This window comes from Shewanella sp. MMG014, assembly GCF_018100775.1.
GTDB classification, from domain to species: domain Bacteria; phylum Pseudomonadota; class Gammaproteobacteria; order Enterobacterales; family Shewanellaceae; genus Shewanella; species Shewanella japonica.
Genome location: NZ_JAGJDZ010000003.1, coordinates 481,331 through 496,284, shown reverse-complemented (window position 1 = coordinate 496,284; position 14,954 = coordinate 481,331). Strand labels below are relative to the sequence as shown.

Genomic DNA, 14,954 nt, shown 5'->3' with positions numbered 1-14,954 from the left:
AGGCTGCGGTCTTCGCTTAATCACCCATTTCAAGTAAATCGCCGGGTAATTTGCTGCGAGTAATTTCAATAATATTAGAGCGGCTCATCACCACCTTATAACGCGCATATTCTAGCGGGCCTTTACCATCTTTAAGCACAGCGACTAGGTTCACTTGATAACGCCGCTCTACAGATTCATTACTCACCTTTCCGTCTTGTTCTTTATAAATTTTAGCTTTGCCACGCTCTAAATGACGCGCAAATGGAACCAAACTAAAGTTAACCTGTTCTTGTATTTGTGAGTAACCAGCTTCGAACTCTTTATTGGTCACCTTAGTCGCAATTCGATAATGCAATACTTCTGCATCCACCTTATTTTGACTATGCCGCTGCTTCATTATTTCTGCCACAGCTTTAGGAATATCTTGAGGACGTGTGAAGTCTAGCCAGACAAGCTGTTTAGCAATGACCGTTTGTGTAGTGGTATCTTTTAGTACTCGGCTCCAGCGAGGTCGGCCTCTTTGTATAAATCGCCATAGGGCATTACGAACATCCTCTTTAAAAATTTCCCTAAAGCCATAAATAATGGCCAAGGTAACAATAAGGCTCATGGTTAAACCACTGAATACCCCCTGTGCCTTAATAATCAATGCCGATACCACAAGCATCACTAAAGTCGTTGCTAAACCTGTCACAAACTTTTTAAGCCCTATACCAAGAGGTTTTAACTCTTCTTTAAGGACGACCCCTTGCTGAATCAGGCGGCGAAGTAACAGCATTTTATTAGAGATACGATTGGCATCTTGCTTCGTTCCCGCAGAGTTGTATTTACGCTCTTCTTCGCGGTAATGATGCTCTGCTCGGCATAAGGCAATAATCTGCTCTTTATCTTCTTTATAAGCCGCATTCCTTGGGCGATAAGCTAAGGTTTTCAGTAATTGCTGCTCGCAAAACCACGAAAGGTAATTATCGGCATTAGCAAAGTAAGATTGCCATTTTTCTTCACTCGGTTCATTACGACGAAACTTTTTTAATAGCTGCACAACCGACTGACCGAGTTCGGTTAAGGCCGGGTAAAACTCTTCTGCTTCGGTAAGTTGGCGAACTTCTTTGGCATCGGTTTCAATCGCAACAGCAAATTGATATGCGAACAAATTAAGGTAAAAACGAAACTCTTCTTTGGTGCGCTTATTGATACTCACAAAGCGGTTTTGAACTAAAGGTAAATGTAGGCCTTTCGAGTAATAGGAACGCCTACCTAACATCGCACTGTGGTAGTACTCTTCTTCATCTAAGGTTTTTTCACCAATCCCCATTTCAGTAGGGAGATAAAAGAATAAATCAAACGTGCGTTGATGCCCAACCTCCATTTGGTGGCTGAACTTAATTGATAATGCTTCTTCTTGTTTTACTTTGACTTTTGCCACTGAGGAGAACTCAACAACGAGGGAATTACCATACTATAGCGAATTTAAATAACAAAGCGAAAGCCTGACCTTATCAAATCAAACTTTATTCGTGTAGTCGGCAAATCCATGAACTACTATTTGGAGTAAATTTAATAGAAATATAGTTTTTATTCATACTCATTTCTAACACTTTAACAGTGACATTAACCTGACTGCCTATCGACAAGTTAGCCTGAGGCTCGTCAAGCTCTTTTGCAAGATACGTTTTTAAATAAGAACTATCGTTTTCAAATTGTACGTCAGTGACCGCTAAATCTAATTGATAACTTACGCTTCCCACTTCTAACTCTTTCAGTTCGCCCGCTAATGAAATAAACTCTCTATCGGACGGTTTATCTGCATTGTAATAATCTAAGCGGATCTGTCCATCTTCAACTGTGAGTGATAAGAATAATTCGCCTTCATCAATCTCTTTTGGCTCAGCACTTGTCGTTTCAAAACGATAGACATCACTTTGACAATCAAATGACCACACCTCTCTGGTGTCGGCAAAACGTTCTAATGTCAAAATAACAAGGCAAAATATGCTCATTGAAATAAACAAAAAAACGATACGTCCAAATGTTGTCGATAAAAATTTAGTGAGTTTATTCACCACAGATTCGCACCTTTTTAAGCCACGCGGTGGAGACAAATAAAAGTTCAGGATTATCACGCAACACTTTTATGTTATGGAATCGCACACCTTTATCGACTTGTTTTTTCAGCAAGATACTCACCGAATTATCACCCTTGGCTAATGTGGCAGATATTGAATCCCACAAAATCGTGTCACACTGTTTTAACGCTGCGATACTTGTATCCGCGACCTCAGAAAAATCACGTTCACTTTTGTCGTCACCATAGAGTTTAAAAACGACACTAGCACCACTTTGCGATTCAAAAGTACGGCTCACATCCGGAATGACAAACTCAGGAGCGCTGAGATTTGAATAAACAAAATTACACGCCAACAACGTCATTAGAATAATCAGTATGTAATGGGCATTTGAAATCGCTTTATTGGGAGTATCGAGTAAACTGCTGTGATGACCGACGACTCTGTTGTATAAAATCACCCCTTGATCAGCAATCAGCTCAATTAAGCCTCGATGCGAATCGCCAAAATAATCTTTAAAGTTTTCAACCAACTGCTCCATCTCATCGACGGATAACTTTTGATGGCATCCTTGTTCTTCTTCAAGAAATGCTAAGGTTTCAATAGGCACGACTTGGCCACGATGTTTAGCTAAAATGCTTAACACCCAATACTCACTATGGTTGAGTTGCCATTTAGTAGCAGTAGATTGGTTGATAAGCACCTTACGCTCATCATCAAACCAACAACAACCGATTTGCATGCCTTTTTCGTCTCTTCTGTCAATATGGGAAATCATTATACGCTAGGCAAAAGGGTATAATTGTGATCAAAATAACTGATAAAGTCTCGGCATCTAAATTCGTGAGCTATACCCCGAAATTTCAATATTTCGGCTTATTAAACCCCCTTAAATAGTTACACCTGTTGCGCAAATGTTTATTTTTATTTGGGTAATCGATTAAACAAACATCACCATTTACGCCCTAGCGAACCTATGACATAAAAACAAGTTCATTTTTAAGCTGAATTAACACGAGAAAATGTAACATTAGTAACAATCATAAAGTTGGGATAACCATACTTAAAATGATTATTTTAGACACAAAAAAGCCGAGCATAGCTCGGCTTTAAACCCAAATGACTAACAATTAAAATGCGTAGAGAAGTGTCATGTTGGTTTCAGTATCGGTGCTCTTAAAATCTTCTAACGGCTCGCTGTTATAACGAACAATGACAGCAAACTTCATTGCTAAAGCGCCAATAATATTTGCTGTCAAAGCAGACTCTGAACGCCCTTCTAAAGAATCACCATAATCTGCAACAAACAGCTGAGTGAACTTAGAGCTTTCGGTAATTTCATATGAAAAGTTTAACGCACCGTGAGCAACAACACTGTCCTCAGTGTCATAACCTAAGGCCAAAGACTGCTCGTCATCTAATTTTTTATAAATATAACCAGGACCGATTTCAGCACTTAAAAATGTACGGCCATTATCAATAAATTTATGACCATAACCTGCTGAACCAACCGCTTTATAATCAAAACCAGTAAAAGGATCGACTTCATAGTTTGCTGTAACATACATGTAGTTCTTTTCGTCGAACTTGTAGTCACCTTGAATACCAGCGTAGTAACGCTTTGCAGTATTCTCACCAGAATCTTCTTTGTATAAGCCTTCTAGTAAGTATGCGTTTTCCCAGTTACCTAGTTCTTGTTTAAGGCCTAGACGGGCTTTAAAAGAAGAAGTATCCGTGTTACCTGTGGTCAGTGTTGCACCCAATTCTGCTTCACCAGCAAAGGTCTTATCGCCTTCAACAAAGTCCGCACCCGCTTGAGCAGCAAATGGCATGGCAAGCGTAACAGCTGCAGTCAGTAGCAGTTTTTTCATGTCATCAAATCCTTTATTTACAATAAAATCAAAATCACCCCAGAAATCGAACCGCATACTAACACTTTGGTAGCAAAATTGAAAAAACAACTGCATTTTTACAGCTTAAACCCACTAAAAAGTATATTTAGGCAAGAATTAGACTCTTTTCCCGCCAACGTCCACTTCGCCAACGCCATAACATTGTTAAACCTCGAGTCCATTCATCAATCGCTAACGCACACCAAATCCCTACTAACCCCATATCCCAATGAATACCGAATAGATAAGCTAACGGCACAGCAATACACCACATAGAAATCATGCCAGCAAAAAATGGGAACCGAGCGTCACCACTTGCACGTAGCGCATTAATCACGACAAGATTAAATGTTCTACCGGGTTCCATCAGTAAAGTTAATAAGAATAACTGGCCTACCATCAATAAGATATCTTCATCTTGAGTAAAAAACGCCACTAGCTTTTCGCCAAATATCGCCGCTAAAGCTGCTACAATCGTCGTTAAAATTAAGCCAATTTTTAATGCACGATACATCTGTGTTTCTGCTGATTTAAATTGTTTGGCACCAATCATGTGACCAATCATAATTTCGTTACCAATCCCTATGGATAAACCGAACAATAATATGAACATACAGATTTGAAAATATAAGGATTGGGCAGCAAGCGCTTTGTCACCCATTAAGCCAACGAATGCGGTCACAACCATAAACTGCAACATCCAAGAAACGTTCTCGCCAGCAGCCGGTAAACCGATATGGAAAACCTTAGCGAGTAAGTGCTTTTTCGGTTTAATGATTTCAGACAACTTAATTGGAATATGGGTGTACTTAACAAACAAGTATGCCATTAATGTCATCCCGATTAAGCGCCCAACAACCGTACTAATGGCAACACCTGCCACCCCCATTTGCGGGATTCCGAACCAACCATAAAGTAACAACAAATTACCTGCGAACGTGATGACATTCATGAGTAAAGTCACCCACATCGCTTGTTGGGTAAAGCCATGAGCACGCATCCCTGCAGCTAAACACATTGCCATTGCTTCAGGAATTAAACAGATACCAACAATTTGAAGGTATAGCTTTGCATCAGGAATTAGCTCTACGGGTAAATTCATTAGGTGCAAAATCAAACCTGCCCCCAAAAACACACCCAAAGCCGCAGCCACGCCAACCATGAGGTTAAAACCAATAGAAGAGTAAACCACGTCACTCGCAGCGGCTCTATTCTTGGCGCCCAAATATTGCGTTATCACCACACTCGCGCCGATACTGACGAAACTAAATAGCGTAATTGAAAGCTCAAATACCATGTTACCGACCGATAGTGCAGCAACACCCTGGTAAGATACTCGGCTAATCATTAATGTATTTAATGCGGCTGTTAAAAAGTGCAGCGCAAAATCAAAAAATAGTGGCCAAGTCAGTGAGAAAAGCGATAAGGGAGCAGTGTTTTTTACGTGCATTGCAGTACTTCAATAATGGTTAAAGGTGACATATTCCATTACAAGCATAACGGCCAAGAATGACATTAATGGGTCAAGTAGCGCCGCCAAGTTCATCTGAACTCAAATTTAAGGGCGGGGATAATGCGGCATAAAACGCTTATGCACAAGTCATTTTATTGAAAATAACCCAATAAAAAAGCCAGCAAATTCTGCTGGCTTTATCGAAGCGTTAACAATCAATTAGTTATGATGACTATAACCTATAGCTTTCTGGCCATCATCATAGAATTGACCTAGGACAAATCAAGCTTTAGTTGATTTGTGGGTCTAATTCACCTGATTGGTAAGCTTTATACATAGCTTGAAGTGACTTAGGCTTAATTTTAGAACCCATGCCAGCACAACCAAATGCTTCATAACGTGTCGTACAAATGTCAGCCATTGCTTCCATTGACGCTTTTAAGAATTTACGTGGGTCAAACTCTGAAGGGTTTTCAGCAAGGAACTTACGAACAGCACCCGTTGACGCTAAGCGTAAATCGGTATCGATGTTAACTTTACGTACACCATGCTTAATACCTTCAACGATTTCTTCTAATGGTACACCGTAAGTTTCAGGGATTGCGCCGCCGTATTGGTTAATCACTTCTAACCACTCTTGTGGTACAGAAGATGAACCGTGCATCACTAAGTGGGTGTTAGGAATACGTGCGTGGATCTCTTTGATGCGATCGATACGTAAAACGTCACCGGTAGGTTTGCGGCTAAACTTGTATGCACCATGGCTGGTACCGATTGCAATTGCTAATGCATCAACATGGGTATCAGCAACAAAACGTGCCGCTTCTTCCGGAGTCGTTAGCATTTGATCCATGCTTAAAGTACCTACGGCACCAATACCATCTTCTTCGCCTGCTTGGCCAGTTTCTAAACTGCCTAAACAACCGATTTCACCTTCAACTGACACACCACAAGCATGAGCGAAAGCAACAGTACGACGAGTCACATCAACGTTATACTCGTATGACGCAGGTGTTTTACCGTCAGCCATTAATGAGCCGTCCATCATAACTGATGACATACCTAATTGAATTGAACGTTGACAAATATCAGGGTCAGTACCGTGATCTTGATGAATACAAACAGGGATATCTGGGTACTGCTCTAGTGCCGCTGCCATCAGGTACTTAAGAAACTGTGGACGAGCATATTTACGTGCTCCCGCAGATGCCTGAACAATTACAGGGCTGTCAGTTGCTTCAGCAGCTTGCATAATTGCACGCATTTGCTCAAGGTTATTGACGTTGAATGCAGGTACACCATAATCGTGTTCTGCAGCATGATCTAACATTTGACGTAGAGATATTAAGGCCATTTTTTACTCCAAAAATAGGGTGATTTCTCACCTAGGTCGCTATCGCTTTGGATTGATTTTTATACCCTATGCACATAATTCTTAGCCTTGATAACAAAGTAGCTCAGCTAACATTTATAAACATGGGCGGTTTTTTTCTAATAATTATATTTTTCTTATTGCAATTCTTACTCACTTCAGCGCGTCTTCACAGCGTTAACTCTTTGGTTTTAAGCTGTGAGACGTTCGCTAAAGGGTCTAACTGAATCGTTAATTTGACGATTATGCGCCACGCTTTTCAAGCATCGCGACAGCAGGTAACTCTTTTCCTTCAAGGAACTCAAGGAAAGCACCGCCACCTGTCGAAATATAAGAAACGTTATCTGCGATATCGTATTTATCTACAGCAGCTAATGTATCTCCGCCACCGGCGATTGAAAAAGCACTTGAATCAGCAATCGCTTGAGCGATACGTTTGGTGCCAGCACCAAATTGATCAAATTCAAATACGCCTACTGGACCATTCCAAACAACAGTCCCTGCAGCTTCAATGATTTTTGCTAATGCTTCTGCGCTGTCTGGACCAATATCAAAAATCATATCGGTATCAGCAACGTCGCTAACAGGCTTTAATGTCGCTTCCGCAGTTGGGCTAAACTCCCCAGCAACAACAACATCTGTTGGAACAGGGATATCTCCACCACGACTTTGGGCGTTAGCGACTAAACGTTTAGCCTCATCAACTAAATCTGCTTCAAACAAAGATTTACCCACTTGATGGCCAGCTGCAGCGATAAAGGTATTCGCAATACCACCACCAACAACTAGTTGGTCAACTTTAGTAGATAAGCTTTCTAATACGGTTAATTTAGTTGAAACCTTTGAACCACCGACAATCGCTACCATTGGGCGAGCAGGATTATCTAAAGCTTTACCCAGAGCAGATAATTCACCTGCTAATAAAGGCCCTGCACAAGCAACTGCAGCATGCATACCTACACCGTGTGTAGAAGCTTGAGCACGGTGTGCAGTACCAAATGCATCCATCACGTATACATCACATAAAGCAGCCAGTTTTTTAGCTAATACTTCATCGTTTTTCTTCTCGCCAACGTTAAAGCGAACGTTTTCAAATACAACCACTTCGCCTACATTAGCGTTAACACCATCTAGGTAATCAGAAGCTAAAGTGACTGGACAATCTAGCGCATCGTTTAAGTAATTCACCACTGGCTGCATTGAAAACTCAGCATTAAACTCACCTTCAGTTGGGCGGCCTAAGTGAGACATCACCATCACTGCAGCCCCTCTTTCAAGGGCAAGTTTAATTGTCGGTAAAGCCGCACGCAGTCTTGCATCACTGGTGACGACGCCGTCACTGACGGGAACGTTTAGATCTTCACGAATAAGCACACGCTTATTGGTTAAATCTAACTCACTCATATTGATAATAGCCATTGAGACCTTCCTTTTAATTTAAAAACAAAACTGCTTTTGCTATAGAGCGCTTTACCCGATGAAGGTAAAGCGCTCTATAGACGTAAATTAGTGACCAGAATCTTTAGCGTGAATCATCGCTAAACTGGTGTCGAGCATTCGATTTGCGAAGCCCCATTCATTATCGCACCAGAGTAAGAGCTTAACGAGATGCCCGTCGCTTACTCTGGTTTGTGTGCCATCAACAATACTGGAACGAGGATCATGGTTAAAATCACATGACACCAATGGTGCATCAGTATAGCCCAACACAGCATTAAATAGGCCGCTCGCAGCAAGCTCTAATACATTATTTATTTTATCAATATCAACCCGTTCATTAACTGTTACCGATAAATCTATGGCGGTAACGTTAATCGTTGGCACACGCACTGATATCGCTTCAAACTTATCTTTCATGTGCGGCAGAATGCGCTCAATGCCCCGTGCAAGCTTAGTATCGACAGGAATAATTGACTGACCAGCTGCACGTGTTCTGCGTAAATCATCATGGTAGGCATCAATCACTTGTTGATCATTCATCGAAGAATGTATCGTCGTGATGGCGCCACTTTTAACTCCAAAATGATTATCTAGTACATCAATGACAGGCACAATACAGTTAGTGGTACACGATGCATTCGATACCACGGTATGATCAGCTTTAAGTAAACTGTCATTGACGCCATACACTATGGTGGCATCCACATCAGCTGAAGAAGGATGGCTTATCAGAACTTGTTTAGCGCCAGCTTGAATATGCGCTTCACAAGCATCACGCTCTATTAGGCTGCCACTACATTCATAGACAATATCGATATCAAGCTCAGTCCAAGGAAGCTTAGTCGCATCAGCTTGATGTAATAGTTGAATAACATCATCACCAATAACTAACTGATCATCCTTCAACTTAACTGTATTTTGGAATCGACCATGAGTTGTATCATATTGAGTGAGATGGCTAATTGCTGCAGGCTTGGCAAGTTCATTGATTGCCACAATCTGGATTTGCTGACGTTTACCCGACTCGTAAAGTGCACGAAGGATAGATCGACCTATACGGCCATAACCATTAATAGCGACTCGGATCATTGAGGGTTAAGCTTCCTCTTAACAGTACTCAGTAAAAAGCAGATAAAAAAACGGCCTGCAAGTGATTGCAGGCCGCCATTATACAGACTTCATGGGTAAAAGTTTACCCTTTTAATTGCGTCCGTTTTGGATTAACCCAGTGAATTTACTGTTTTAACCACATTTTCAACGGTAAAGCCGAAGTACTTCAGTAGCTCGCCACCTGGTGCAGACTCACCAAATGTGCTCATACCAACAACACCGCCGCTAAAGCCAACATACTTATGCCAGAAATCAACATGCGCCGCTTCAATCGCCACACGTTTTGTTACTGAGGCAGGTAATACAGACTCTTTATAAGCTGCATCTTGCTTATCAAATACATTCGTAGAAGGCATAGATACAACACGAACCTTTTGACCTTGCTCAGTTAAAGCTGCAGCAGAATCAAGAGCTAATTGCACTTCACTACCTGTTGCAATCAAAATAACATCAGGTGTACCTGCACAATCAGACAGTACGTAACCACCTTTAGCCACATTTGCTAATTGCTCAGCATTACGAGACTGGGCTTTTAAGCCTTGGCGGCTGAAAATTAATGACGTTGGCGCTTTGCTGTTTTCAATCGCAGCTTTCCAAGCAACGGCTGTTTCAGCAGCATCACAAGGACGCCATACTGTCATGTTTGGTGTCATACGTAAGTTAGCTAATTGCTCTACTGGTTGGTGAGTTGGACCATCTTCACCTTGACCGATTGAGTCGTGGGTATAAACAAAGATATTTTGAATACCCATTAGCGCCGACATACGTACAGCATTACGCGCATATTCCATGAACATCATGAAAGTCGCACCGTAGTTAATGAAACCACCATGAAGCGAGATACCATTCATGATACCGCTCATACCAAATTCACGAACACCGTGGAAGATATAGTTACCCGCTGGGTCGTCTTGAATACCTTTAGAGCCAGACCATAATGTTAAGTTAGAACCTGCAAGGTCAGCACTACCGCCTAATAACTCTGGTAACATTTCACCGAAGAAGCCAATCGCATTTTGAGAAGCTTTACGACTTGCAATGCCTTCTGCTTTATCTTGGCACTCTTGTATAAATGCATTCGCTTTTGCTTCAAATTCTGCAGGCAATTCACCGGTTAATACACGACGTGTAAATTCAGCTGCTTCTGCAGGGAATGCTGCTTGATAAGCTGCAAATTTCTTATCCCATGCAGATTCGTTGTTTGCGCCAGCATCTTTAGCATCCCAACCTTGATAAACGGTTTCAGGGATTTCAAATGCCGCGTGTTCCCAACCAAGGAACTCACGAGCTGCTGCAATTTCAGCATCACCTAATGGTGCACCATGACAATCATGGCTGCCTGATTTGTTTGGAGAACCAAAACCAATAGTGGTTTTACAACAAATCATCGTAGGCTTATCTGTCACAGATTTTGCTTCTTCAATTGCAGCGCGGATAGCATCGCTATCGTGACCATCAACATTTGCAATAACATGCCAGCCGTATGATTCAAAACGCTTAGGCGTATCATCAGTGAACCAACCTTCAACATGACCATCGATAGAAATACCGTTGTCATCCCAAAATGCCACTAATTTGCCTAGGCCTAATGTACCCGCTAAAGAACAAGCTTCATGCGAAATACCTTCCATTAAACAGCCATCACCTAAGAAACAGTAAGTGAAGTGATCTACGATATCGTGACCAGGCTTATTAAATTGTGCTGCTAAGGTTTTCTCAGCAATAGCCATACCCACAGCATTACTGATACCAGCGCCTAAAGGACCGGTTGTGGTTTCAACACCTGGGGTGTAACCGTATTCAGGATGGCCTGGTGTTTTAGAATGTAATTGGCGGAAGTTTTTGATTTCTTCAATTGGCAGCGCGTAGCCTGACAGGTGAAGTAAAGAGTAAATCAGCATTGAGCCATGACCGTTTGATAATATGAAACGATCGCGATCAACCCACTCTGGGTTAGTTGGATTATGCTTTAGGAAGTCATTCCATAGCACTTCGGCAATATCTGCCATCCCCATTGGTGCACCTGGGTGTCCAGAATTGGCTTTTTGAACGGCATCCATAGTTAATGCGCGGATAGCGTTTGCGAGTTCTTTACGAGATGACATGCTCTCTCCTGCTTGTTTGTGAGGTCTAGCGGGCAATTGTGGGGGCATATTTTCCCCTACTAGGCGATGTGACGCAAATTTTTATTAGCGGTATTAGCCACTTTTTTTCATCTAACAATCTATTGCAAACTAAACGCGTAGATTAATTAGCCAACTTTATACCATGTTACCGATAACATTTATATAACTTTTTCCCACTAAGCTATTACATTTTCTATTTTAAATTGCCCTAAGACATTTTTTGTCACATTAAAAGTACTGTGAATATTTGTTGCCACCGGCGAATAAAAAAACCAACAAAGTGATAAACATCAACTAAAGTTATTGTTTTATTTTTAACCTTAGCATCCCTATCCAATACAGTATAAAGGCAAGAATTAGCATAAAATTCATAAGATTAATTTAATAAATTTATAAAACAGAGCAATGACAGTTTTTATAAATCTTTGAATGGTTGCACAATTTTTAACTTATATTGATTCTAAGGGGTGTTATCAAACTTAATTTGAATTATTATAGACGTCTAGATGTAGATGCTTCTACACGTTCAAATTCCAAAAGACGAGATTTACCAACTATGGCAAACCACTTGTTCACCTCTGAGTCAGTCTCAGAAGGTCATCCAGATAAAATCGCCGATCAGATTTCTGATGCGGTACTAGACGCAATTTTAGAGCAAGATCCAAAAGCGCGTGTTGCATGTGAAACTTACGTTAAAACTGGCATGGTATTAGTCGGTGGTGAAGTTACGACTTCAGCTTGGGTTGATATCGAAGAAATCACACGTAAAACAGTACGTGAAATTGGCTACACCCATTCAGATATGGGTTTTGATGCTGACTCTTGTGCGATTTTAAATGCGATTGGTAAACAGTCTCCAGATATTAACCAAGGTGTTGATCGTAGCGATCCTGCAGAGCAAGGCGCGGGCGACCAAGGATTAATGTTTGGTTATGCAAGCAATGAAACTGATGTATTAATGCCTGCACCTATTACTTACGCACACAAGCTGGTTAAACGTCAGTCTGAAGTCCGTAAAGACGGTACATTACCTTGGCTACGTCCTGATGCGAAAAGTCAGGTTACTTTTGCCTATGAAAATGGTCAAATCAAAGGTATCGACGCCATCGTCCTGTCGACTCAACATCGTGAAGATGTGACGCAAGAAGACTTAATCGAAGGCGTGATGGAAACCATCATTAAGCCTGTTTTACCATCACAATGGTTAAACAAAGACACTAAGTACTTCATTAACCCAACTGGCCGTTTTGTTATTGGTGGCCCAGTAGGCGATTGTGGTCTAACCGGTCGTAAAATTATCGTAGATACCTACGGCGGTATGGCACGTCACGGTGGCGGTGCTTTCTCAGGTAAAGACCCATCAAAAGTGGATCGTAGTGCTGCTTATGCTGCACGTTACGTTGCTAAAAACATCGTTGCTGCAGGTCTTGCTGATCGCTGTGAAATCCAAGTGTCTTACGCTATTGGTGTTGCAGAGCCAACGTCAATCAGTATTGAAACATTTGGTACAGGTAAAGTTTCTGAAGACGTACTTATCAAGCTAGTTCGCCAGCACTTTGAATTACGTCCATATGGCTTAACCGCTATGTTAGATTTAGCTCGTCCAATTTACCAAGGTACAGCTGCATACGGGCACTTCGGTCGTAATGAGTTCCCTTGGGAAGCGACTGATAAAGCTGAAATCTTACGTGCAGATGCAGGCTTATAAGTTTTCAACATAGCCTAGCGCATAAAGTAGAATCAAAAAAACCGTCTTATGACGGTTTTTTTATGGGTAAAATTCACTAAAACGGCTAAGAGAACGTACGATAAAAAAGATAAATAATAATAGCGCCTACAGAGAGAACCGAAGGATAAAATGTCAAACTAAACCCTAACGCTCTTGTGGCGGAACCTTTTTCATAACCACTGATAAATATAATTCTGCCGATAAAAAAGACTATCGATATTAGCGCAATCAGTGACATGAACTCAGCAGGCATAATAAAGGTCCATAAAAAATACACGCTCAAAACAATACAAAATTGCTCTAAGGTATTTTGTAAAACATTTTGTAAATGCCTGGTTTTTTCCGACTCCTCAAAAGCCGAGCGAACATGAGTTTGTGTGGTATTGAATCGTCTTAGTAGCACACGCCCTGCAGCAAACATAAATGCCAATGCAGGCAAGATTAAGCCATAAGCATATATTGTTAGCCTTTCGACCAAAGATTGTGGCTCTGTGTATTCGAGCGGATTGGCTAAAGCGCCATAGGCGACAACGAAAAAAGAGACGATGACTCCTATCACGACGCTCAAAGATACATCACTTTGTTTTGATGATAGTTTATTTTTAAATTGTTCTAAAAGTGGCATTATCTCTCCCTGTACTTAATGCTCATCAGTAGATTTTCTTATCCTAAGGGTGTGAATTAAATAGTCCTTTTATTTAACTCGTTTACATCGCTTTATTCGCGCATCAATTGTACTTTATCTCTCGTTAAACAATAGTCACTGCCAGCCATTCTGCCAATGGCATCAAGTTGATCTGCATCTATTTTAAAATTATCTATCGCGTCATCTTTAACATGAACAGCAACGACGTCCCCTAATATCAAATGCCCTGCTAATGGCTGATTACCTAAATCGACAATTTGATTGAGTCGACATTCAAAACTGACCACAGCTTGCTTAACGCGACTTGGTTTCACAATCGTTGAGTCTAAGGTTTCTATTCCAGCATATTCAAACTCATTTTGTTCTGGCGGTAATGAATGGCACGTTTGATTCATTACCGATAAGTCTTGATGACTGACAGTGTTGATCACAAATTCTTGCTGCTCACGTATATTAACTAGCGTGTCTTTTTCTACGCCTTTATCGGTACTCATTGGGTTAAAGCACAATACGGGAGGATTAGCACTTGCCACTGTAAAAAATGAAAATGGCGCTAAATTAGGTACTCCTTTTGCCGATACCGTAGACACCCAAGCGATTGGTCTTGGGGTGATACCACCAATCAATAATTTATACATTTGTTGTGCGGTTAACGTATGCGGCAAAAATTCCATCGAAATCTCAAACTTGCTTTCAACGTTTAGTTAACATACCTATTCAAACAAAACCGATACAAATAATAGTATGAAAATCATAAACTAAATAAGATAGTTATTAAGCTATCACCGTATAATTATTCAAACAAGCCCTAACCAGCAAACAACTTGTTAACATTCACAAATAAGCACTTTAAAGGCTTAAAGTGGACAGAATTTATACAATGACACTTTCAATATGTGAAAATAAGGAAGCAGGTAAAAAACAAATAATAAAACAACCGTTGAACTGGCAATGAAACGAGCAGAGAAACGAGCAGAGAAACGAGCAGAGAAACGAGCAGAGAAACGAGCAGAGAAACGCCCTAAAAATGAGCAATAATTTACCAATTGGAAATAAGGTGATAAGTCGAACCCATTGAAGCAATAAGCTATGATCTGAATGCTCAATATGATGTTGAGCCATACCGACTTTGGCTAAC

The 14,954-nt window shown here is 40.9% G+C and carries 12 protein-coding genes; 1 reads left to right on the top strand and 11 read right to left on the bottom strand.

The genetic code is table 11. The annotated features are described in order from the left end of the window. Positions 1–16 precede the first annotated feature (16 nt). The 9 genes from J8L86_RS07460 to tkt form a co-directional block, all read right to left on the bottom strand. Positions 17–1,408, bottom strand: coding sequence for a hypothetical protein (locus tag J8L86_RS07460; protein WP_065109552.1), 1,392 nt, complete (start codon positions 1,406–1,408; stop codon positions 17–19). A gap of 85 nt (positions 1,409–1,493) precedes the next feature. Further along, positions 1,494–2,048, bottom strand: coding sequence for a hypothetical protein (locus J8L86_RS07455; RefSeq protein WP_065109551.1), 555 nt, complete (start codon positions 2,046–2,048; stop codon positions 1,494–1,496). Next, entirely contained in the window at positions 2,038–2,826 is a 789-nt protein-coding gene (locus J8L86_RS07450; RefSeq protein ID WP_144430194.1) for a hypothetical protein, read from the bottom strand. Before J8L86_RS07450 ends, J8L86_RS07455 begins: the two co-directional genes overlap by 11 nt. A 352-nt stretch (positions 2,827–3,178) precedes the next feature. Beyond that, a complete protein-coding gene (locus J8L86_RS07445; protein WP_065109597.1) occupies positions 3,179–3,919 on the bottom strand; it encodes a DUF481 domain-containing protein in 741 nt (246 codons plus the stop codon). Positions 3,920–4,046: 127 nt separating this feature from the next. Continuing rightward, positions 4,047–5,390 carry an MATE family efflux transporter gene (locus J8L86_RS07440; RefSeq protein WP_065109550.1) on the bottom strand — a complete coding sequence of 448 codons (1,344 nt, stop codon included), beginning with the start codon at positions 5,388–5,390 and terminating at the stop codon, positions 4,047–4,049. A 292-nt stretch (positions 5,391–5,682) separates the two neighbouring features. Then, positions 5,683–6,747 (bottom strand): class II fructose-bisphosphate aldolase, encoded by a 1,065-nt coding sequence (gene fba, locus J8L86_RS07435; RefSeq protein ID WP_055025163.1) that lies wholly within the window; start codon positions 6,745–6,747, stop codon positions 5,683–5,685. A 261-nt stretch (positions 6,748–7,008) separates the two neighbouring features. After that, positions 7,009–8,184: a phosphoglycerate kinase gene (locus J8L86_RS07430; protein WP_211029571.1), complete on the bottom strand. Its 1,176-nt coding sequence runs from the start codon at positions 8,182–8,184 to the stop codon at positions 7,009–7,011. 87 nt (positions 8,185–8,271) lie between these two features. Continuing rightward, a complete protein-coding gene (epd, locus tag J8L86_RS07425; RefSeq protein WP_065109548.1) occupies positions 8,272–9,294 on the bottom strand; it encodes an erythrose-4-phosphate dehydrogenase in 1,023 nt (340 codons plus the stop codon). A gap of 131 nt (positions 9,295–9,425) precedes the next feature. Continuing rightward, positions 9,426–11,420 (bottom strand): transketolase, encoded by a 1,995-nt coding sequence (gene tkt / locus J8L86_RS07420; protein ID WP_055025160.1) that lies wholly within the window; start codon positions 11,418–11,420, stop codon positions 9,426–9,428. A 577-nt stretch (positions 11,421–11,997) separates the two neighbouring features. On the opposite strand from tkt, the gene metK reads away from it, so the two are divergent. Next, the gene (metK, locus tag J8L86_RS07415; RefSeq protein WP_055025159.1) at positions 11,998–13,149 is read left to right on the top strand and encodes a methionine adenosyltransferase; all 1,152 of its coding nucleotides are present in this window, start codon (positions 11,998–12,000) and stop codon (positions 13,147–13,149) included. Between the two features lie 85 nt (positions 13,150–13,234). On the opposite strand, the gene J8L86_RS07410 is transcribed toward metK, so the two are convergent. Continuing rightward, the gene (locus J8L86_RS07410) at positions 13,235–13,795 is read right to left on the bottom strand and encodes an MAPEG family protein (protein WP_065109546.1); all 561 of its coding nucleotides are present in this window, start codon (positions 13,793–13,795) and stop codon (positions 13,235–13,237) included. Positions 13,796–13,887: 92 nt separating this feature from the next. Next, positions 13,888–14,490, bottom strand: a complete 603-nt coding sequence (locus J8L86_RS07405) for a flavin reductase family protein (RefSeq protein ID WP_211029569.1) — start codon at positions 14,488–14,490, stop codon at positions 13,888–13,890. Positions 14,491–14,954: the final 464 nt, after the last annotated feature.